The sequence below is a fragment of the Paenibacillus azoreducens genome (assembly GCF_021654775.1).
Lineage (GTDB): Bacteria > Bacillota > Bacilli > Paenibacillales > Paenibacillaceae > Paenibacillus_AQ > Paenibacillus_AQ azoreducens.
In genome coordinates this window covers 1,749,907-1,772,044 of sequence record NZ_AP025343.1, presented here as the reverse complement: position 1 = coordinate 1,772,044, position 22,138 = coordinate 1,749,907, and the positions used below count along the sequence as shown (strand labels likewise).

At 52.3% G+C, this 22,138-nt stretch carries 16 protein-coding genes; 5 read left to right on the top strand and 11 right to left on the bottom strand.

The genetic code is table 11. The features are described from left to right. Positions 1 to 99 precede the first annotated feature (99 nt). Positions 100 to 5,148, bottom strand: a complete 5,049-nt coding sequence (locus L6442_RS07515; RefSeq protein WP_212977589.1) for a WIAG-tail domain — start codon at positions 5,146 to 5,148, stop codon at positions 100 to 102. Positions 5,149 to 5,604: 456 nt separating this feature from the next. On the opposite strand from L6442_RS07515, the gene L6442_RS07510 reads away from it, so the two are divergent. Then, the gene (locus tag L6442_RS07510) at positions 5,605 to 6,687 is read left to right on the top strand and encodes a YheC/YheD family endospore coat-associated protein (RefSeq protein WP_212977588.1); all 1,083 of its coding nucleotides are present in this window, start codon (positions 5,605 to 5,607) and stop codon (positions 6,685 to 6,687) included. Between the two features lie 33 nt (positions 6,688 to 6,720). On the opposite strand, the gene L6442_RS07505 is transcribed toward L6442_RS07510, so the two are convergent. Genes L6442_RS07505 through L6442_RS07495 form a run of 3 tightly spaced genes read right to left on the bottom strand, consistent with a single transcriptional unit; the run spans position 6,721 to position 9,666 of the window. Continuing rightward, the gene (locus L6442_RS07505) at positions 6,721 to 7,530 is read right to left on the bottom strand and encodes an energy-coupling factor transporter transmembrane component T family protein (RefSeq protein WP_306436671.1); all 810 of its coding nucleotides are present in this window, start codon (positions 7,528 to 7,530) and stop codon (positions 6,721 to 6,723) included. After that, a complete protein-coding gene (locus L6442_RS07500; RefSeq protein ID WP_212977587.1) occupies positions 7,527 to 9,065 on the bottom strand; it encodes an ABC transporter ATP-binding protein in 1,539 nt (512 codons plus the stop codon). The genes L6442_RS07505 and L6442_RS07500 overlap by 4 nt, the downstream gene beginning before the upstream one ends. After that, positions 9,058 to 9,666 (bottom strand): ECF transporter S component, encoded by a 609-nt coding sequence (locus L6442_RS07495; RefSeq protein ID WP_212977586.1) that lies wholly within the window; start codon positions 9,664 to 9,666, stop codon positions 9,058 to 9,060. The genes L6442_RS07500 and L6442_RS07495 overlap by 8 nt, the downstream gene beginning before the upstream one ends. A 582-nt stretch (positions 9,667 to 10,248) precedes the next feature. Here L6442_RS07495 and asd point away from each other — a divergent pair. Further along, entirely contained in the window at positions 10,249 to 11,049 is an 801-nt protein-coding gene (gene asd / locus L6442_RS07490; RefSeq protein WP_212977585.1) for an archaetidylserine decarboxylase, read from the top strand. 7 nt (positions 11,050 to 11,056) lie between these two features. Here the strand turns inward: asd and L6442_RS07485 are convergent, their stop codons facing one another. From L6442_RS07485 to pdxR, 3 genes are all read right to left on the bottom strand, one after another. Continuing rightward, on the bottom strand, positions 11,057 to 11,911 hold the full coding sequence (locus tag L6442_RS07485) for an SDR family oxidoreductase (RefSeq protein WP_212977584.1): 855 nt from the start codon (positions 11,909 to 11,911) through the stop codon (positions 11,057 to 11,059). A 209-nt stretch (positions 11,912 to 12,120) separates the two neighbouring features. Beyond that, positions 12,121 to 12,906, bottom strand: a complete 786-nt coding sequence (locus L6442_RS07480; RefSeq protein WP_194233253.1) for an AraC family transcriptional regulator — start codon at positions 12,904 to 12,906, stop codon at positions 12,121 to 12,123. Between the two features lie 94 nt (positions 12,907 to 13,000). Continuing rightward, the gene (gene pdxR, locus L6442_RS07475; RefSeq protein WP_212977583.1) at positions 13,001 to 14,452 is read right to left on the bottom strand and encodes a MocR-like pyridoxine biosynthesis transcription factor PdxR; all 1,452 of its coding nucleotides are present in this window, start codon (positions 14,450 to 14,452) and stop codon (positions 13,001 to 13,003) included. 190 nt (positions 14,453 to 14,642) lie between these two features. Between pdxR and L6442_RS07470 the strand changes: the two genes are divergently transcribed. The 3 genes from L6442_RS07470 to L6442_RS07460 all read left to right on the top strand — a co-directional run bounded on the left by L6442_RS07470 (position 14,643) and on the right by L6442_RS07460 (position 17,080). Beyond that, a complete protein-coding gene (locus L6442_RS07470; RefSeq protein WP_212977582.1) occupies positions 14,643 to 15,266 on the top strand; it encodes a pyridoxamine 5'-phosphate oxidase family protein in 624 nt (207 codons plus the stop codon). Positions 15,267 to 15,454: 188 nt separating this feature from the next. Further along, positions 15,455 to 16,753 carry an aminotransferase class I/II-fold pyridoxal phosphate-dependent enzyme gene (locus L6442_RS07465; protein ID WP_212977689.1) on the top strand — a complete coding sequence of 433 codons (1,299 nt, stop codon included), beginning with the start codon at positions 15,455 to 15,457 and terminating at the stop codon, positions 16,751 to 16,753. A gap of 201 nt (positions 16,754 to 16,954) precedes the next feature. Then, on the top strand, positions 16,955 to 17,080 hold the full coding sequence (locus L6442_RS07460) for a YjcZ family sporulation protein (RefSeq protein WP_237100260.1): 126 nt from the start codon (positions 16,955 to 16,957) through the stop codon (positions 17,078 to 17,080). Positions 17,081 to 17,267: 187 nt separating this feature from the next. Here L6442_RS07460 and L6442_RS07455 read toward each other — a convergent pair whose 3' ends face one another. The 4 genes from L6442_RS07455 to L6442_RS07440 form a co-directional block, all read right to left on the bottom strand. Continuing rightward, positions 17,268 to 18,491 carry an ABC transporter permease gene (locus L6442_RS07455; RefSeq protein WP_212977581.1) on the bottom strand — a complete coding sequence of 408 codons (1,224 nt, stop codon included), beginning with the start codon at positions 18,489 to 18,491 and terminating at the stop codon, positions 17,268 to 17,270. A gap of 2 nt (positions 18,492 to 18,493) precedes the next feature. Next, on the bottom strand, positions 18,494 to 19,240 hold the full coding sequence (locus L6442_RS07450) for an ABC transporter ATP-binding protein (RefSeq protein ID WP_212977580.1): 747 nt from the start codon (positions 19,238 to 19,240) through the stop codon (positions 18,494 to 18,496). 33 nt (positions 19,241 to 19,273) lie between these two features. Continuing rightward, complete coding sequence (locus L6442_RS07445) at positions 19,274 to 20,680, bottom strand: DEAD/DEAH box helicase (protein WP_212977579.1); 1,407 nt, start codon at positions 20,678 to 20,680, stop codon at positions 19,274 to 19,276. Between the two features lie 285 nt (positions 20,681 to 20,965). Then, complete coding sequence (locus tag L6442_RS07440; RefSeq protein WP_212977578.1) at positions 20,966 to 21,739, bottom strand: SDR family NAD(P)-dependent oxidoreductase; 774 nt, start codon at positions 21,737 to 21,739, stop codon at positions 20,966 to 20,968. Between the last annotated feature and the right edge of the window lie 399 nt (positions 21,740 to 22,138).

Genomic DNA, 22,138 nt, shown 5'->3' with positions numbered 1-22,138 from the left:
CCACCTCGACCGACCCGTTTATTCTGTATTTTTATGATTCTTCAGAAATTTCTGCATTCATTAGCGTTAAGACCGCCAAGTAGAATTCCGATGCCTATCTTAGAATGAGTATTCTTCCTTATCTCCTGGTTCCGATCCGACGGCAATCCAGGAAACGAACCCGAATCCTTCGGCTCCGGCCTGACGGCGGACCACTTCAAGAAATGCCATATCCTCCCGTTGAGTTTTCAATACCACGTAAAAATCGGGGTGATTGCACATGGCAACGATCACGTAATGATGGCTTTGATAGGGTTCCTTAAACACGATTGGAACCTCGATCTGCAATTCCCCTTCGCCGATTTGGAATGGAACCATCCCGAATTGCTGAACACTCGGCTGACCGGAAACGCTCCGGACTGGAACAAAGGCAAGATGAGATGGGGATACCGACTGTTCCGCAAGATGTCTGCTTTCAACAGACTGATCTTGAAGATGGGAGCCATTGACCGAGTCCTTCTGCAAATGCCATTCTTGAATGGATTCAGCCTGTAGATGCAGCGGACGGATCGATTCCGGTTGAATATGGCTGCTGCCGATCGCGCCGGGAGCTATTTTGGCCGCAATGATGGTACCGTCGCGGAGCGACTCACCTTGAATGGTTCCAGGAGCAAGATGGCGGGCCATGATGGAACCGGACTGGATATGGGCGCTTCCGACTGAGGATTCAGCCAGTTTCTCAGCCGTAACTGCCCCGTCTCCCAATACTTCCGTATTCACCGCTCCGCAGGTCAAATGCTGCTCCCCGATAATGCCTGGCTGCAGTTGGGTTTCTCCCACCGATTCGGCTGCCAAATGCCTGTAATCAATCGCTCCGGGAGCGATATGGCATTTTTGTACAGCTCTTTCCTGCAATTGCGTCGATGATACGGATTGCGGTTGTATATGTCCATTTCCGATAGAATTTGGCGCGATCTTATCCGCCGTCACCGCTTCTTTCTGAAGGGCTTCGCCTGAAACAGCCCCAACAGTCAAATGCTGCTCCGTAATGCTTTCGGCCTGCAGATGATGGCTGCCAACGGATTCCGCTGCCAAATGGTTCCCATTTACGGAATCATCAGCCAAATGATGTTCCTGAACAGCGCCTCCTTGGAGATGATAGGCTGCAATAGACTCCGGTATAAGCTGCCCGCTTCCGACGGACTCAAGTCCGAGCTTCTCGTGCGTGACGGCGCCGTCCTGAATCGCTTCTCCATATACGGCCCCCTCTGTAAGATGCTCCGCTTCGATGCTTCCCGGCTGCAATTGCTCTGTGCCTACCGATTGAGGCGCAAGATGGCGCTGTACGATGGCAGAAGAAGCGATGTGTCTTTGCTGGACGCTTTTTTCATGAAGGTGTAGGGATCGTACGGAATCCTGCTGCAGGTTTATGCCGCCCACCGCTTCCACGGCCAGATGAAGCGCCGTGATCGAGCCATCCTTGATCGCTTCGGAATTCACCGAACCCGCAGCCAGATGCCGCTCCTCTACGACTCCCGCCTGCAGCTGCTCCGTTCCTACGGATTGGGGCGCCAAATGACGGAAACCAACTGCCCCATCTTCGATAGCCAATGCATGTACTGCTCCCTCAGCGACATGTTCCCTTCCGATCGCCCCTTGGGCAATTTTGGATGATGTGATGCTCTGTTCCAGGATATGGGCTGTGCCGATGGAAAGCTCCTCCAGCTTGCCTGAGCCGACACTGCGTTCCGCGATGTGGCTTGCGGTGATTTCGCCGGCCCCGATATGGCTTCCTCTGATGGTTCCTTCGGCAAAATGAATGCCCGTTACCGCTGATGGCGCTATTTTGTCTGAGGTTACGGCCCCATTCCGGAGATGAGATTCTTCCACAATTCCCGGCTGCAGTTGTTCGGCCCCTACCGATTGAGGCGCAAGATGCTGCTGAACGACCGCTCCAGTTGCGATGTGTTTTTGCTCGACGCTTTTTTCATGAAGGTGTACGGATTGTATGGAATCCGGCTGCAGATGATCGGCTGTGATGGCTCCTTTGCTGATATGACGGGTTGAAACAGCCTCATCCATCATTGCGTCCGAATCTACGCTAAGCGCCGCCAAATGATGTTTGCCGACAGCAGCTGCCCGGATATGTTCCCCTCCGACTCCTTCAAGCGCAAGCGCGTCTCCTCCGATAGAGCCGGGGGCAAGCTTTTCGCCCGTTATGCTTCCATTTGCCAGCTTTTCAACGGTTACACTCGCATCCGCCAGCTTCTCGGCTGTCACGGAACCGGGCTGCAGCTGGTTAGCCCCTACTGCTTCATTGGCAATATGCTTTTCATGCACGGCATGTTGACCGATGTGATCCTCCAGAATGGATGATTGCCGTAAATGCGATGATTCCACACTTTCCTCGGCCAGATGCTCCCCGCAAATCTCTCCATACCGGATATGCTTGCCGGTTACTGCACCCGGGGCAATCTGAGGTTCTTGTATCGCCCCCTGTGTGAGATGGCGGTTTTGAACCGCTTCGTCGGCAAGTTTTCCCGCCAAAATACTCTGGTCGGCAATTTTGGATGATGTGATGCTTTGCTCCAGGATATGAGCTGTACCGATGGAAAGCTCCTCCAGCTTGCCTGAGCCGATACTGCGTTCCGCGATGTGATTTGCGGTAATTTCCCCCGTACCGATATGGCTGCCTTTAATGGTTCCTTCGGCAAAATGAATGCCCGTTACTGCTGATGGCGCTATTTTATCTGAGGTTACGGCCCCCTTCCGGAGATGGCATTCTTCCACGGTTCCCGGCTGCAGTTGCTCGGCGCCTACCGATTGAGGCGCAAGATGGCGCTGAGCGACGGCTTCAGTTGCGATGTGTTTTTGCTGGACGCTTTTTTCATGAATGTGTACGGATTGTACGGAATTCTGCTGCAGATTAATGCTCCCCACCGCTTCCACGGCCAAATGAAGCGCCGTGATCGAGCCATCCTTGATCGCTTCGGAATTCACCGATTCTGCTGCCAGATGGCACTCCTCCACGACTCCCGGCTGCAGCTGCCTTGCGCCCACGGATTGGGGCGCCAAATGGCGGAAACCAACCGCTCCATCTTCGATAGCGGAAGATTGTATTGCTCCCTCAGCGACATGTTCCCTTCCGACCGCACCCTTGGCAATTTTGGAAGATGAGACGCTGCCGTCCGCCAACTTGCTGCTAGTAACAGCCATATCCTGAATTTTATCCGTTGCTACGCTTTCGGGTGACAACTTCGGCGATGTCACGGCATAATCTTCCAGGTGGACAGGCGTCACAATGAGCCGGTTCAAATGTTTCGACTGTATGCTGCCTGCAGCTATATGATCCGAAGTTACCGATTCCTTGCTAAGAATTTCCGCCCCGACAGCTCCCGGCTGCAGATGCTTGGCTGTAATGGCTCCCTTGCTGATATGACGGGTCGAAACAGCCTCATCCATAATTGTGTCCGAATCTACGCTAAGCGCCGCCAAATGGCGCTTGCCAACAGCAGCTATCCGGATATGTTCCCCGCCGACTCCTTCAACCGCAAGCGCATCTCCTCCGACAGAGCCGGATGCAAGCTTTTCGCCGGTCACGCTCGCGTTTGCCAGCTTCTCGACCGTCACGGAACCGGGCTGCAGCTGATAAACTCCTACTGCTTCGTTGGCAATATGCTTTCCCTTCACGGCATGTTGACCGATATGGCTCTCCAGAATGGATGATTGCCGTAAATGCGATGATTCCACACTTTCCTTGGCCAAGTGCTCCCCGCGAATTTCTCCATGCCTGATGTGCCTGCCGGTTACTGCATCCGGGGCAATCTGAGGCTCCTGTATCGCCCCCTGTGTGAGATGCCGGTTTTGCACTGCTTCATTGGCAATTTTGCTCGGCAAAATACTCTGGTCGGCAATTTTGGACGACGTGATGCTCTGCTCCAGGATATGGGCCGTACCGATGGAAAGCTCCTCAAGCTTGCCTGAGCCGATACTGCGTTCCGCGATGTGGCTTGCGGTGATTTCGCCAGCGCCGATATGGCTGCCTCTGATGGCTCCTTCGCCAACATGAATGCCCGTCACCGCTGATGGCGCTATTTTGTCTGAGGTTACGGCTCCCTTCCGAAGATGGCTGCTTATCACAGAGCCGTCCGACAAGTGGGACGCGCCAATGCTCCCTTCCGCAATTTGCTCGCTTCCAATAGCTCCGTCTGCCAGCAAATCCCCCGTCAGCGATTGCTCGCGCAAATGAATGCCTTCAAGCGAGCCTTTCATAATCTTGGTTCCGGTTATTCCTCCGTCACGAATCTTTGATGCGGTCACGGCTCCATCCGCAAGCTTTGACGTATCAATCGCTTCATTGACAAGATGATGGGTGCGGATGCTTGCGCTGGCAATTTTCCTGTCAATCACAGCCTGTTCCTGAATCAATTCGCTTGAGATTACAAGCCCCGCCAGATGGCGTGAATGGATTGATCCGTCGGCAATTTTGTCCGATGCGATGGCTTTATCCTGCAGTTTGTCAGACGAAATGCTGCCTTCGCGAAGTTTTTCCCCGCCAATAGAGAAATCCCGGATCTTGTTTCCGCTGAATGCATGATTGGCCAGATGTTCTTCCGTGATCGATAATGGAGCAATCTTTGAGGCAGTAACGGCTCCATCCGCTAAATGGATATGAGTAACGGCATAATCGGCAATAGCTTCCCCATCCACTGCACCTGGCATAAGCCGGGCGGAGTCAACGGCACGCAGGGCAATCTTTGATGTAACGACGGCTCCATCGCTCAAATCTTCCGTATAGATAAATGGCTGTGCCGAATCCGGCAGCTGCTTCTCGGCGATGATTTGTTCCACATCCTCCAGCGTCGGACGAATATAGCCCTTTTCTTCCTGCTCAAGAGCCTCATTAGCCCCTTCGGCTGCGGTTTCTCCAATGCCTTCGCTTTTTATATCCAGATCTTCCTTATTCCCCTCCTCAGACTGTGCGGCGACTTCGGTCTCCTGAATTTGCTCCGCGACAATCGAACGGATTTGAATATTTGCATCCCGTTTTGCCATACTTGGACTTGCTTTTTTTTCATTAATCATTTCCAGCTCATGAAAATTGGGGTTATCCATATAGTAGCGGCGTTTGCCTGCTCTATCGGATCGTTTGCTATCCTTCTTTTTCAAGCATTCTCGCTCCCTTCCTGACCGTATCGCTCTGCGGCATCATATGCGCCGGACTAGGCTTTTGTCACTGAAGTACCCTTTTTTTCATCATTTCTTGCCGGCGTTAAATAACCCCACAAAGTGGAGCCTATGCTTCGATGCTTATTCCAAATACTTTGCGGGGACCCCCAAAAAAACTTATAAATTTTATACTGCTAAGAAAAACGTCTATCGACGTACTTTCTAGGAAGACAGACCGCATTTAGCGGATGTTTTTCTTGCGATTATAGGATTTCTTAAGCTCCGCTTAAAATTTATAAATTCTATAATCTTAAAATAGGCGGGACATGGGCGGACAAACGCCCTTTGCCGACACGGCCCCGGCGCATAGACTATACAAATGGAGGAATGCCTTGAATTTATTTTTTGTTCGCTTTCGCAAGCGGTGATTTTATATTCATGCAGGAGGGATGAAATGTGTGGTTTTCTTATATTGGAATTCTGATGAACGCCGCCATGCACCGGGGAATTCCACATGGAAGGACCGGACCGGAATCCCTCGCTAATTATGAAGAAGCTGCCCGGATATACGGGTTGATCCCATGTTTTATCCGGCTTCAGGATATTGATATGGCTGGCGGCCAATGCACCGCTTATATTTTGAGAGGAAAAGCGTATACATTAGTCCGCATACCTATCCCGCGCGTGATCCATAACCGGGCGATCCATCTGGACGCAGCATCACAGCAGAAAATCAACTTAATGCTGGGGCAGGGATATATCATTTTCAACGGTTTTAACCGCTACGGCAAAGACGAAATTCATCAGCTTCTTCAAACGGATCCCCTGCTGTCGCCCCATCTTCCGGAAACCCAAAAAGCCACATCCTCTTCCATTTCGGAAATGATGCGGCAATATGATGATCTGATTATTAAACCTTGTGCCGGAAGCATCGGCCGCGGAATATTGCGGCTTCATCGTTCCGGAACGACCTGGAAGCTCACTTATTCTTCAAGCGGCAAATCATCCGGCTGGAAGACGGTGGCGCTGCGGCAAAACAAACTGCCTGCCCTTCTTCAGAGCCGCATTGCCCATATCCCTTACCTAATTCAGGAACGCATTTCCCTTGCTGAATTCAAAGACAGTCCGTATGATCTGCGCGTATCCGTTCAGCGGGGAATCAGCGGAGAGTGGGGCATAACGGGCATTTATGCCAAGGCTGCCTCCGCACGGACTTTTGTGTCCAACGTAGCGCAGGGCGCCAAAGCGCTTGGCGTTGATGCGGTTCTGCGCGAAAGCCTTCCCCATCTTTCTCACGACATCGTCGTTTCGAATGTTCGAATGCTGGCATTGCGGGTCGCGGAAAAGCTGGAGCAGCATCTCCCCAATGCAGCCGATTTGGGTCTGGACATCGGACTTTCGACCATGGGAAAACCGTATTTTATCGAATGCAATGGACGTGATCAGCGGTACGGCTTCCGCAAAGCCGGACTGACCGAGCTGTGGAAGGGAACATACCGCCAGCCCATGGCATACGCGCGTTATTTGCTTAGCCGTTAACAGTACGCTTCATCTTTGGATTTTCCGAAAAAATCAGGGATGATAGCGGACATCTGGAAGGCCAAACCATGGAACCCATACGGCAGCCAGATAGGCGGCGCATGGCGCCAAGACAAGCAGCAGCACGGCAGCTCCGTCCTTCCATGATAGCTTTGACGGGTAGTAATAAGTACGGGGGCCATTGCCGTTAAACTGCTTCGCCTCCATCGCGACGGCCACCCGGTGGGCGCGGCGGATGCTCTGGGAGAGCAGCGGCACGGCATACATGCGGATATGCTCCGCAAGACCTTTAAGCCCCCGGCCTTCCATCTGCGCCCCGCGTACCTGCAGCGCCTGCCGGCGGATCAGGAACTCTTCCCACACCATCGGCAAAAGCCGGATCGAAGCCATAAAGCTGTACGCATACCGGGGCGGGAGCCTGAAGCTTTGCATCAGCGCGTAAAAAAGCTTGACGGAAGGAGTCGTACTGACAAAAAGCAATCCTTCCGCCGCAAATGCGATCGACCTGAAGCCCAGATGCAGTCCTCTGTAAAAGCTCTCCTCGGTAATGCGCAGCACACCCCACTGCCACCACAACGTATTCCCTTTGCCAAACAGAATCATCGTTATGGAAGACGACACGAACAACAGGCCGAAAGGCAGAACAAACAGCAGCGTTTTCCGAACCGGAAACCCGCCGAGCATAAACAACAGCACTGTATATATGATGGCCTGATAGATTGCAAAATCGATGCTTCGGGTCTGCACCGTTACAATAAACAACATGATGAGCACGACCAGTTTAACGGCAGGGTTGGCTTGCTGTAAAACCGTCGAGCGGGTAGGCGTCAACAATTCCATCATGTTCCCACCCGCATTTCTTCCGCTTCAGCTGACTGTTCGGCGGGCGGACGTTCCGTGACCACGCCATCCAGCACCTCCCACACTCGGGTAGCGATTTGCTGTACAATTTCTTCCTCATGGGTCACCATCACGATCGCGGTCCCTTGCTCCTTCATCTTGAGACAGTACTCAAGAATAGCAAATGTGTTCCGGGCATCTTGGCCGAATGTCGGCTCATCCAGGAGCAGAATCGGTTGGCCGCAAACGACCGCCGCTGCCATGCTTAGTCTACGCTTTTGCCCCATGGAGAGCTGATACGGATGACGATGTTCCAATCCCGCCAAATGAAATGAACGCAGAAAACGGCGCGCCTTAGCCTCCGTCTCCGCTTCGTCCGCCATTCCTTCGGCTTTTAAGGAAAATCGAATTTCTTCAAAAACCGTTTCGGCAACAAACTGAAATTCCGGATTTTGAAATACATATCCGATCCGGTCCGAGGGCGGGCGTCGTTTTTTCTTGCGCTTCCTGCCCTCCCCTGCTGTTTCCTCCATGCTCGCTCCGCATAACGAGTATTGCCCGCTGAAACGCAAAAGGCCCATCAGGCTCAGCAAAAACGTGCTTTTTCCCGCTCCATTCACGCCGGTGACCGCGATAAAATCGCCGGGATATACGTTAAGTTCCTTCACATGGATCAGCGGCCGATCCCCACGGTACCCCGTATACCCGCGCAAGGCCAAAAGCGGGGCCGGATTCGTAGGTTTTTTCCCTGCGAACTCCTCTTGGCGGTTCTCCAAACTCCGGCTGAATTCCTCCCATACACCGGGATACCAAATTCCGTACTGCTGCATTTCCCTCTGAAAAGTACGGAATATCCATTCCGGACTGCCGTCGCCGATAATACTCCCTTCAGGCCCGAACAAGATGATCCGGTCCATCCGGTCCGCAATCTCTTCAATACGATGTTCCACTACGACTAAGGTGCGCCCTTCCGCCGCATCCCATACCGCCTGCCACATCCGTTTCCGCCCTTCGGGATCCAGGAGCGCCGACGGTTCATCCAGAAAGATGACCTCCGGCTCGAGCAGAAGCACCGATGCAAGTGCCAGCCGCTGCTTCATGCCCTGGGACAGGCTGTCGACCGGTACATCCAGCTTGCCGGAATCCAATCCGACCCTTGCTAATGCCTCCTGCATCCGCGGCAGCATTCGTTCCCGCTCGACTGCGCGGTTCTCCAGCACAAAGGCCAGTTCCTCATCCACATACGGCATGCAGAACTGGGTATCCGGGTCCTGAAAGACGTATCCTCTGGAATCCGGAACCGTAATCTCCTCCGCTTTCATCGGAATCTCAATGACTTGCGGAACCAGTCCGCCCAGCACCTGCAGCAGAGTCGATTTGCCGCATCCGCTTGGACCAAGCATCAGAACCTTCTCTCCCTTTCGGATTGAGAGGGATAAGTCCTTGAATACAAAATTCTCTTCGCCCGGGAATTTCAACCGAAGCCCTTTGACTGAAACGGCAGCCTGATCTTGCAGAACAGAGTTATGTTTAATCATGATCCAGCGCTTCGTAATCCTTTTTAGTCACCGGCCGCAAAAGCTGCGTAACGCCGGTAGCCTCCAGGGACCTCGCCAGCGCAAACGCCAAATATCCGGCCAACACGGCGGAGCTGACGATTCGAAGCGCATATTTAAACAGCATCATCCAGAGCGTGTAATCCAGCACATAGCCATAATAAATATCAACCAATAGCGACCCTAGCGCTGCCGCCGCTCCCGCCAACGCGGCCGTTCCCATCCGGAAACTGCGGTAGCGCAGCACGGCGAAAACCAGCTCTGCGGCCAGACCTTGCACGACGCTGTACAGCGCCAATTGAAGCCCCCACTGGCTGCCGAATAATATTTCAACATGGGCCGCTGCTACCTCTGCCAATATGGCGACCCCAGGTTTACGGATCAGCAGCATGGCAAGCGTCGGCGCCAAAAACCAAACTCCGTACACCAGCTCATCCGCCTGGAAAAACAGCGGCTTGAACAGGTCGTATACCGAACTCCAAAAATGGTATACCACACCAAGCACAAGCGACAGCAAAATCGTCACCAGTAAATCGCTCAGCGAAAGCCCCTTTCTTTTTCCCGTATGTAATGCATTGTCCATCCTACATCTTCCTCTCCTCTTTTTTAGGCGGGATTCCCAAATCCCCAGACATGAAAAAAACCGCCTGGATACGCAAAGAGAGACGGTTAAATAAGCCCTGAAGAGGGCTTAGCACGAATTCTCTACGCTGGCATTATCCAGATCAGATACCCGGTCAGCAGCGGATAACAGCTGCAATCTCAGCCTGATTCTCTCAAGCCCCCGCATTCTATATGTAACAGATGAACCTTTCGCAAAGATGCGATGCGAAGGAATCTGTATCCTGGTTCCAAAATACACCAACTTGATACTGGTTGGCAATAGCGAATATTGCGGGTTCTCCTGTCAAACGCCAAAAAAGGCCAAATTCCTCCGCGATTCCCCGAACTCCGCCGCGGCATGCGGTTCATGCCACATTTACTTCTGGGTCATTTCATCCGTCATTGTTGATTAAAACGATTTTCTGTGTCAATATATTTCAGAGTGTTCAAAAACAGCATTTTACATGATCCGATTCCTGCCGCAAATTTTTTTCGTAACCAACAGGCGGCCGGGAACGTAATTCTATATATCTTCTTAGCATCACCCGAAGGGAGATAAAGCATGGCAAAAAGAATATTAAGGCTTATGACGGAGCTTTCGTCAAGAAAATGGCTGTCTGCAATAATGGGGCGCTTTTCGCACAGCAGACTCAGCAAGAGAACTATTCCTATTTTCATAAAAAGCTATCAGATTCCCGCTCATGAAGCCGAAAAAGAGATACATGAATACCGGACTCTAAACGAGTTTTTCTCCCGCCGGCTGAAACCGGGCATGCGCCCCGTCGCGGAAGGCCCGAACGTGCTGACAAGCCCTGTGGATGCCCGAATTACGGCGATGGGCGAAATCAGCTCGGGAACGATTCTGAATGTAAAAGGTCAGGATTATTCCGTTGAGGAGTTGCTGAATTTCTCCCCTCACCTGGAATTGTACAAGCATGGTTACGCCTTCGTGTTGTACCTGAGCCCTACCGATTATCACCGCATTCACTCCCCGATCACGGGCGTCCGTACGGAAAGCGAACACATCAAGGGACGTGCTTATCCGGTTAACGAATTCGGGATGACCCACATGAAGTCGGTATTATGCCGCAATGAACGGCTGATTACTTACATTGCCGGCGAATACGGCGAAGTGGCAGTCGTGAAGGTCGGAGCCATGAACGTAAGCAGTATCCGTTACAATGATGAATCCGTATCGCGCTGGACCAACGGCGACGATCTGGCCTATTTCGAATTCGGCTCCACCGTTGTGCTGCTAATCCAGGACGGCATCTTCACGCCGTTTCCCGATCTGAAAAAAGGAGACCAGGTACGGATGGGGCAGCTCCTTGGAACGCTTCACGCACCAGCCCCACGCAAATAAAGCCGGGTTATGCTTTATCGAGAATGTAAGCCATCATCCTCTGAAAAAGGCGCCCCGGGAGCGCCGTTTTGGCTCGAATCGTCCATTTGGTACTCCGAGGCAGCGCGTACCGGAACGCCGGGCGCTTCATGCAGGCAATATCCGCAACCAGACCGGCGACTTCCCGTGGATCCCCTCCTTGCTCCGCACTTTTGCGCGAGAAGGCAAGCACCTTATCCAACATATTCCGATATGGGGAGTTTGGCGCTGCGTTCATCCGCGCGAAACCTTTGTTCCAGATCGGCGTTCCATAAGCCCCCGGCTCCACCATCACCACATCAATGCCAAACGGCCGGACTTCCAGCGCCAAACATTCGCTGAAGCCTTCTAAAGCGAACTTCGAGGCGGCATATGGGCCGTAGCCCGGAAAACCGATCCGGCCGCTGATGCTGCTCATCTGGATAATCCGCCCTTTTCCCCGCTCCCTCATCAAGGGAAGCGCCGACCGTGTTACACGAACCGTTCCGTGAAAATTGGTCTCCATTTGTTCGGGCCAAACTGCGGCAGGCACCTCCTCGATCAATCCGCCGAGTGCGGTTCCCGCGTTGTTGACCAGCATGTCCAGGCGCCTGTATTGACCTCGGATGTAAGACACCGCCCGCTCCGCATCGGTTTCGCTGGTGACCTCCAGCTGCACGGGATCAATCCGTTCCCGCACCCCTGCCCGCTCGGCCGCTTCCATCAGCCCGGCCTGCGCTTCCGGCCTGCGAATTCCTGCCACAACGATGAATCCCCGCAGGGCCAGTTCCACGCATATAAGCAAGCCGAACCCGCTGGAACTGCCGGTTACCAAGGCCACCGGATGATCCTGCCTTGTTTTCATTTTTCATCCTCCTTGCATCGTATTTCAAAGCAAACCAGCTGCCTTGAGCGTTGTTTTCAAAGATTCCAGACTTTTTCTTATAGAAAGCATTTCTTTCACTTGAAAAAAAATGCAGCCGCAGAAATGTTGATTCCGCGCTGCAGTTAAACAAGAGAAAAACGTCTGTCAACGTACTTTTCTAAAAAGCATAGGCTGTCATAAGCAGGCATTTAGCGGATTTCGGAAGGTTTTTTGCCTGTATATTGCTTGAATTGCCTGCTGAAGAAAAAGATATCGCGGTAGCCGAGGGCATCCGCCACCTCCGTCACGTTCATGCCGGCATGCAGCAGCAGATGCTGCGCCCGCTCGATCCGCGTCCGTATAATATAAGACTGAACCGGCGTTCCGATCAGTTCCTTGAACTTGATGGAAAAATAACGCGGCGACAAACCCGCACGGGCGGCAAGATCCTCCACCCGGTGAGGTTTCCCGGGATGCTGCTGGACAAAGTTTGCAATCTCGTGGATCACTTCTGTCAGCTGGTTACTGACCTTTTTCTCTTCCGGCTGCTCGCGGTCGTGCCGCAGCAGATGGATCATTAGCTGCTTTAAGATCAGCTGCCCTTCTTCCTTTGCGGCATACGTGTTAACCAGAAACAGCCTTACGTATCTTGCAAGCATGTACTCAAAATCAACCGTATCCGTCAAACGGCGGTATGGCTGCGGAATCTCGCTTATAGGTTCATCGACTTTAAAATGGCTGTACGTTAACACAAGCGGCTTCTGTGGATTATGGATTGCGCTCGTATGGTCGCCAGGTCTGAACAGGAAGCAGCTGCCCTTGCCAACCTCAAACGACTCATCGTTGCGGATGACCGTCCCTTCGCCGCTCCATACATAAAATAAATCATAGTTTTCCAGCGCCTTTTCGCGTTTCTGCCATTTCCACCCCGGCTCGCATACGATTTTCGCAAGATAGGGCGTTATGTGAAAAGAAGACGGCGACGCATGCAGCATGTCGTCATTCCCCCTTTATATAAACTCATTCCATTCGATTAAATGCGGTTGAAGTCTGATGCATTAAACCACATTCAATCTCCATCATACTCTTTCAAAAGAAATTTTGCACATCCTGCCATGCAGACGCGAGTCCGGCCACGCCCCTATCGATCTGTTCCTCCGTCAAATGGGCAAAGCTGAAGCAGGCTGCCGGCGGCCCTTCATCGAGCCAGTAAACCCCGGCGTTCCGGAAATAGACGCCTCTCCGTTTCGCAGCTTCTGCAAAAGCCTCGTATTCGGCTGGAGATTTGCGCCAGCTCGCATAAACATGCAGCCCGGCATCACTGGGCATCAATTCGAACAGGTCGCAGGCAAATTCCTGCATCCGCGCACATAAATGGCGATGCCTCGCACCGTAAAGACGGGTTAATCGGCGCAAATGCCGCATATAGCTCCCTTTTGTCATGAACCGGGCAAGCGCCCGCTGTTCAAGCAATCCCGGCGACATCGGATCATACAGCGATTTGGCCCGTACCACAGCAGCCGTCAGGCCTTCCGGCAGCACCGCGTAACCCAACCTTAAACTCGCAAACATCGTTTGGGAGAAAGAACCGATGTAGATGACCCGCTCCCGGGCATCGAGCGCCTTGAGCGGCTCGATCGGTCTGCCGCCAAAACGAAATTCGCTATCGTAATCATCCTCTATAATGACGGCGTCATGCCGCTGTGCCCAGTCAAGAAGCTGCCGCCGCCGCTCCAGGCTGAGCACCGCTCCCGTAGGATATTGGCGGCTGGGCGTTACAAACAAGATGCCCGCATCCCAATCCTGCGGCTTGACTCCCTGCCCGTCGACCGCCGCCGGTATGATTGTGCCGCCGTATGCCGCAACCGCCATGCGTATTCCGTGAAATCCCGGATTTTCCACAACCGCCGCCTCTCCTTCGTTCATCAGCAGCTGAAACAGCAGCACGATGCCCTGCATGGATCCGCTGAACAATACGACATGCTCCGGCCGGGCCATAATCCCGCGCGTCACACGCAAATGGGAAGCGATAGCCTCGCGCAGCTGTCTATCTCCTTCCGGCGGCGCTTTATGCTGTAGGCAGGCTCCCTTGCGCCCGCCGGCATAAGAGAGGGCGCTTCTCCATTCCTCATATGGAAATCGGCTCATATCGAGCGGCCGATTGATAAAGCTGATATCCGCAAGTTCCGCCATCTCTGCGGGACCCTCCGGCAGAAGCAGCAGCCTCTCGCCCCAACGCGAAAGCTTCACCGGTGTATCCTTTATTTTCACCACATCGCGGGGGGAATAGCCCGCATCGGCAACAAAGGTTCCCCGGCCTGTCTCCGCACGCACATACCCCTCCGCCATTAGCATGTCATAGCTTTGAGCCACGGCGCCTCTCGACAATCCGTACAGCTCCGCCAACTCCCGGGTCGAAGGCAGCTTCATCCCCCCCGGTAAACGCCCGTCCTGAATGGCCTCTCTGAGGGCGTGATACAAAGCCAGATATTTGAAACGATATTTATCGAGATAAGCCTTCATGTGGAGCGTCAGTTCCATGCGCTTTTGCCCCCTTCCTTGACCCATTCGACTTACATCCGGTTATCATTTATGAACTTGCAAATTCAAATCCATAAGCAGCCGGAGTAAATTGGACTATAAATTTAAATCTAAATTGGATCTTTTTCCTTGTCAATGTCTCCATTATGCTGTTAAGCAAACAGATCAACCAAACTGGGGGAGAAACATCATGAGGAGAAAGGAATTCAGCATCAACGAAGAACGGGAAATCGAGCAATTTTTATCCGGCATGAGCTTCGGTTTTCTCGGTACCGTCGGGGAAGACGGATACCCGCGGGTTACACCCTTGAATTACGTTTACGACCAGGGGGTTTTTTATTTCCATGGCAGCCGGGTTGGAGAGAAGATGGAGCATTTAAAAGCAAATCCCCGTGTCAGCTTCAGTGTCGCCGATGAATTTGCGGTTATACCCTCTTATTTTACGGATCCGCATCTGGCCTGCCCGGCCACAACCTACTTTAAAAGCGTAACTGCAAGCGGACGGGCCGTGATCGTGCAGGATCTTGCGGAAAAAGCCGGGGTGTTCACCCTGCTGATGAAAAAACTGCAGCCCGAAGGGGGATATGATCCGATCGATATTGCCAACCCGACGTATGCCGCCAGACTGCGCAATGTAGCCGTAGTTAAGATCATCCCGGACCGGATGAGCGCGAAATTCAAATTCGGACAAAACCTGACTGATGACAATCGGGAGCAGGTCCTCTGCGGTCTTGAAAAGCGGGGTTCGGAGCGCGACCCGGAAACAGCACGCCTCATTCGCGAGAAGTGCCCGGGCGCCAATTCCAAAGAGTAAACGGACAGCAAAAAAAGGTCTGCGGAAAGCAAAGGTTAAACTGCCATTTTATTTTAAATACCATCCCTTTTTCGTGACGGTTACGGCTGCAAATGATATAATGTAAGGCAGCTAAAACGGAAAACTTCTTACGGGAATTGTACGGAAATTCCTGACATTACAACCGATTTGGAAGGATGGAAGAAATGTTGAATTCATTGGCAGAACAACTGAATGAAGGGGTAAAAGCCGGCAACCCGCATGTATATGACATGCTGTCTACGCTGGGCAAGGAAATTTATTTTCCGAAGGAAGGCATATTGAGCCAATCTGCCGAAGCCTCGGGGCATGCCAAGAAATACAATGCCACGATCGGCATCGCAACCGAAGGCGGCATTCCGATGCATTTGGATGCGATCCAAAGCAAGCTCTCCGCTTTTCAGCCGAAAGATCTCTATCCTTATGCACCTCCTGCCGGCAAACCGGAGCTCCGGACGGCATGGCTCGCCAAAATGCGCGAAGAGAACCCGTCCCTGCGCGAAAAGTCTCTTAGTAATCCGATCGTAACCAACGCGCTTACGCACGGACTGAGCGTGGTTGCCGACCTGTTCGTCAATGAAGGGGACGCCGTCATTTACCCCGACAAAAACTGGGAAAACTATGAGCTTACTTTCGGAATCCGCCGTCATGCGCAGATCATAAACTACCCGCTTTTCACCGAAGAAATGACGTTTAACAGCCAAGGACTGCGCGACGCGCTGCTTGCTCAAAAGGACAAAGGCAAAGCTGTTGTCATCCTCAACTTCCCTAACAATCCAACCGGCTACACGCCTGGGCTTAAAGAGGGCAATGAAATCGTCGCTGCCATCAAGGAAGCTGCCGAAGCCGGCATCAACGTGGTAGCGGTAACGGATGACGCCTATTTCGGACTGTTTTTCGAAGATTCCCTGAAAGAGTCCCTTTTCGGCAAACTGGCGGATCTGCATCCACGCGTGCTTGCCGTCAAGGTCGACGGCGCGACCAAAGAAGAATTCGTATGGGGCTTCCGCGTAGGTTTTATCACCTATGCTTCCGACAGCAAAGAAGTGCTGCACGCGCTCGAACAAAAAACGCTTGGCATCATTCGAGCCACGATTTCCAGCGGCGCCCATCCTTCCCAAACCTTCGTGCTTGACGTGCTGAAATCCCCGGATTTCCATACGCAGAAGGAAGAAAAATTCCAGATTATGAAGGGTCGGGCCAACAAGGTCAAATCGCTGCTGGACAGCGGAAAATACAACGGCGTATGGGAATACTACCCGTTCAACTCCGGATATTTCATGTGCTTGAAGCTGAAAACCGTATCCGCCGAAGAGCTGCGCACGCATATCCTGCATCAATATGGAGTCGGAACGATCGCCCTTGGCGAGCATGATTTGCGCATTGCCTTCTCCTGTATCGAAGAAGATTACCTGGAAGATCTCTTTGATCTGGTGTACCAAGGAATCATGGATTTGCAGAACAAATAGCAGTCAGCCGAAGCAACGATCCATTAGGTACAGCTGCCGATCTGCGTTATCCAAACCCCATAAATCTTATGTACAAATTCTCAGCAGAGCGGCTAAAGAATTTGTTTGTAGCGAACGGGTGATTGCCCAAGCACTGAGTTCCCCCGAGACATATGATACGGTGTAATCCAAAAACAATCCATTTGCAAAGGGGAATGAACAATGAGCGAAGAAGTAAGAGGCGCATACGGATACGGATATGGCTGCCATGGATTATTTCATAACACTGGAGCAATCCTTGTTCTCTTTATCCTCCTCGTTATCATCACTCGTTCTTTCTGGCTTTAATACCGCCAATTTCAAGAACAATCCAGCCCAAGCAAAAAAGCAGAGGTTCGGGATGAAACCCGAACCTCTGCTTTTTCATATTCTTTGCGCATCCGCCAACCCATAACCTAGCCATCCTGCCATCGCTTGAGGCCAAGGAAAGCCGGTTCCTTGTGAGATTCCTGCAAGCAAAAAAGCGCGAATGCTTCTATTCATCGTCGTCATCGTGGGCCTTCTTTTTCCTTCCAGCAAAATAACGGAACAGCAGGCATATGATCACGCCGCTAATCAGCGTCATCAAAGCGGCGCCCAAACGATCCGGCCCGCCCCCAAGAAGCGGTAGCCAGGTCAGCCCCGCAAATACCAGCTGGATTTGAAAAGCCAGGCTGATCGCGTTCGACCGGCGGCTGCCAGGGGGAATCGGATATACATGCAGCCAAAAAGATTCGCTGTGATAGCGCAGCAGCGTGGATAACTGCACCCCTGCCAAAAACACAAAAAACAAATAAATGCCGCTGCCAACCATGCCGCTCCGCATCCACCAGACCAGAAACACAGCCAGAATGCCCGCCCGGATCACGATACCGAGAATATCGCTGCGAATAAAGCTTTTCATCAAGAGATAGCGGTAGGCCGTTTCAGGCTTCCAGGAAATGCGGTTGCCAGCCCAGAAAAGCCATTTTCTAGAGTGAATTCGCTGCTGCCGGCTCGGGACGTTCACGAACCAGCCCAGCACCATCAGTATGCGTCCGATGTGCGTCTTTTCTTGGGCGATCAATCTCTCCCATGCCACCAGATGTTTGGCCGGGAAACGCAAAGCCGCGGCATAGGTTGCTGCAATCAGCAAAATGAAAATTAAGCTTCTGCCTGCAGGCTGCCACAGCCAAGCGGCTATAGAAAGCGCAATAATTACATAACGAAGCAGCCGGGATGCCGTCGCCCCTTTTCGCGATACCATCCGCAGTTCTTTCCAGCAGCCGTAGCTGGCAAGCAGTTTCAGCGCAATTAGAACCAGCAAAAACAGCGAGAATGGCTTCGGATCAGCTTCGCTCCGGATATAAAGCGGCCAAGAAATTAGAAAAACGAGAGCCAGACCTAGCAGCTTGTAAATGACGCCGCTAATCCAGCTTGCCTGGAAATACTTTCGCATCCGCGATTCCTGCGGGAGCAAAAAAACGACGTCCGCCGGCTGAAGATAGGTCCTGAAACTGCTGCTGACCGTCAGCGGCACGAACAATACAAGCATAATCCAGCGGATCGGAAAACCGGCCGGGATATGCTGAACCAGGGATGTGTACCATGCCGAAAAAGCAATAATCGCGAACAAAAGCAGTACCGCAACACCGCTTTGCATGACATAACCGACATACGGCAGCACTTCTTTTCCCCAGAAACGGCTGCGGCGTTCGGATCTTAAACTAGCCAAATCCATCGTCAATCCCTGCCTTGCACAAGGGTATAGAACATATCTTCCAGTCCTGCCCCGTTAGTTCCCGCTTGCGCGGCTATCTCCTGCAGCGTTCCACTGGCAATGACCCTTCCCTGATGCAGCAAGATAAACCGGTCGCAGTAATTTTCGATGGTCGAAAGGATATGCGAGCTCAGCAGAATCGAAGAACCGCCTTCCTTCAGCTCAACCATAAAATCCAGCAAAGACCGGATGCCAAGCGGATCCAAGCCGAGAAACGGCTCGTCGATAATATATAAAGAAGGGCGGGCCACAAAAGCGCACATGATCATAACCTTCTGCCGCATCCCTTTGGACAGATGCGTTGACAAGCTGTCCATTTTGTCCCGCATCCGAAAGATTCCTGCAAGCCGGTCCGCACGCGCTTCATATTCCTCGCGTTTTACATTGTAAGCCCTCGCCGTGAATTCCAGATGCTCGCGTACGGTCATTTCATCATATAAAAGCGGAGATTCCGGAACAAAAGCCAATGAACCGTGATAGGTTTCAGCGTCTTCCTCCCGCTTCTTTCCCTGTACCCGGATTTCCCCCTTATGGGGATTCATAAGTCCGAGAATATGCTTCATGGTTGTACTTTTGCCTGCGCCATTCAAGCCGATCAGCCCGATCATTTCGCCTGGATTGACCTGAAAGGAAATATCATGCAGCACAGGACGGTTTAAGCTGTAACCGCCGCTCAAACCTTGGATATCCAGCACTGTATTGCCGTTCATTGCCTCACCTCCATGAAATACCCGATCCGCCCCTTAGGGACGTTTCTTGTCTTTCAGCCATTTGGGAGCCCCCTTGTTTTTCCGTTCCCGCTCCCGTTCGCTGCGGTTCTCCCGCTCCGAAGATTTTCCGCCGCGGAAAGGCTCACCTTGCTTTTTGGCAGGACCCGAAGTTTTACGGGTTTCTTCCTTGACCGGCCGGCCCTTGGACGAACCCTGCTTAACGCTTTCCTGCGATACATGGGCATTTCCCGTTTTGTCCGGAGACTTCCTGCGAACCGGTTGCGACCGGATCGAAGCAGCCGCTTTGGGCTCCAACACCTTGCCGGCGTATAACTTTCGCTCCTCCAGTGTGATACCAAGCTCTTTGGCAAACTTGTTCATAATAAAAATTTGCTTGTACGTAACCAGGGATAGCACTAACCCGCTTCTTCCCATCCGTCCCGTACGCCCGGCACGGTGCACATAATGCTCCGAATCCATCGGAGGGTCGTAGTTTACGACCATTTCCAAGCCTTCGATATCCAGGCCGCGGGCTGCGACATCGCTGGCAACCAGTACCTTAAACTTGCCGCTGCGGAAGCCTGATAGTACCCGGCTTCTGGCCAGCTTATCCGCATCCGCGTACAAAGCTTCGGCTGACAGGCCCATATAGTTCAATTTAGCCTGCACTTCCGCAATCGTTTCCGTCTGATTGACGAAAACCATCGTTTTCTTCGGATTGTAATGGCGTATCACCCGGCGCAAATTTTCCATTTTATCCCGCTCATCACCGGCAAAATAATAATGCTCAAGTCCTTTTGCGGTGGATTGGTCAGGGTCAATGCCGATTTCCAGCGGATTCTTCATTTCGCGTTTGACAAGCGCAGCCGTTTCCCTGCTTACGGTTGCCGACAGAAATACCAACTGTCGGTCCCGGAGGGCGCTGCGGAGAATCCGGTCCACATCGCCGGCCCCGCCCAGTTGGAACACTTGATCCACCTCATCCACGACAATCGCATTCACGTGATGCATTTTGAGTTTGCGCATCTCGATCAGTTCCCGGACTCTGCCCGGGGTGCCGACGATGAGCTGTGGATGCAGCTTCAGCTTGTCTACCTGCCGTTTCAGCGCAGCGCCTCCGATCAGCCCAAGCACATGAATGCCGCGGGGTTGCCCGTATTTCTCGCCCTCCCTGACAATTTGCATGGCCAGCTCCTGCGTCGGAGCTATGATAAGTTTTTGCGCCGATTTGAGCTCGGCGTCGATGCCCTGCAGAACAGGCAGCAGATAGGCGAGCGTTTTACCTGTTCCCGTCTGCGAGCGGGCGAGCACGTCCGCTCCGTTTAGAATGGCAGGAATGGTCTCTGTTTGCACCGGAGTCGGCTCCGTTATTCCGTATTCTGACAGGCGATCGGCTAAATTCTGTTCGATGCCAAGCGCTGTAAATAAAGTTGCTTTCATTAAATTCCATCCTTTGTAATAAGTCATTCCTAACCATTATATGATAAAAGCGCCCAGGCACCAAAATGTTATTCCTCCTGCCAGGTAAATTAAACTTGATTCCATGCAAAATAACCCCACAAAGTGTATCGGAAAGAAGTCCGACGCCTGAAGGGCGCTTTTGCGAAGCAAAAGTACTGAGTGGAGCCTATGCATCGATACTTACTCCAAATACTTTGCGGGGACCCCAAAGAACATATAATTTCTTTAACATGAAAAAAGCCGGCTTGCTTCGAGCCGGTTCCGTCATTTTTTATTCATCATCCGGTAGGTGAGTCTGTCCGCCAAACGCGGGCACAGCTGATAAAAACGCATGGCAGCGGCAGCCTTAAGCGGGAGGTTCAGCTCTTCCTTGCCCGAATCCATGAAGCGCACTATTTTACGCGCCACATATTCCGGCTTCATCATCAGCCATTTCACATTGCTTGTATAGCCGCCTGCAGGATCCGCAAGTTCAAAAAAGGGCGTATCAATCGGTCCAGGATTAACTGTAGACACCGTAACTCCCGTCCCGCGCAGCTCCTGCCGCAAGGCATTGCTAAAACCGAGCACCGCATGTTTGGTTGCTGTGTAGGCTGTTGATTTGGCCGTACCGATCTTGCCAGCCATGGAAGCGACGTTCACGATCCGTCCGCTCCCGCGGCCAAGCATATGGGGAAGCACTGCCTTGGTACATCGTACGATCCCCATATAATTCACGTCCATCATCCGCCCGAACTCCTCGGACGGCATGTCTACGATGCTTTCAAATTGACCGTAACCGGCATTATTGAGCAGGATGTCGATTTGTCCATGATCTGCAATGATCTCATTGATCATTTGCTTGACCTGGTCTTCCCGGGTTACATCCAGCACTTTGATTTCATGCTTTCCGGCGATGCCGCTTGAGGCTTCGGCCAGCTTTTGCCGCGAACGGGCAGCCAGAATCGGCACGGCTCCCTCTTCGCTCAGCAACCGTGCAGTTAACAATCCGATTCCGCTTGACGCTCCCGTAATGACAACAACTTTATCCTTCAACATGATTTCGGTTTCCCCCTAAGGATGCGTTAGCCTGCCTGGCTGCACGCAATAATACCCTTATTGTATGCTATTCGAAGAGGTTGTTCAAAAAGTCCGCTTTTGATAAGAAAAACGTCTATTGACGTACCTTCACAGCAGACAGACCACCTTTAGCGGTAGTTTTTCTTGCGATATCAGGATGCGGATTCCTTAGATGTTTATACTTTTTGCTATCTAAAGAAAACCTGATCGAAGCCTATGCAAGGATGAGCGACCGCGGCCCAAAGGTAGGTTTTCTTGCGATATAGAATTTCATCAGCTCCGCTGATAACGAATAAATTCTATATCTAACACGAAGTAAAACAGGAAGCCACTCGGCATCGAACCTTGAATTCAGCCGGGCCTTCCGGTACTCACGTA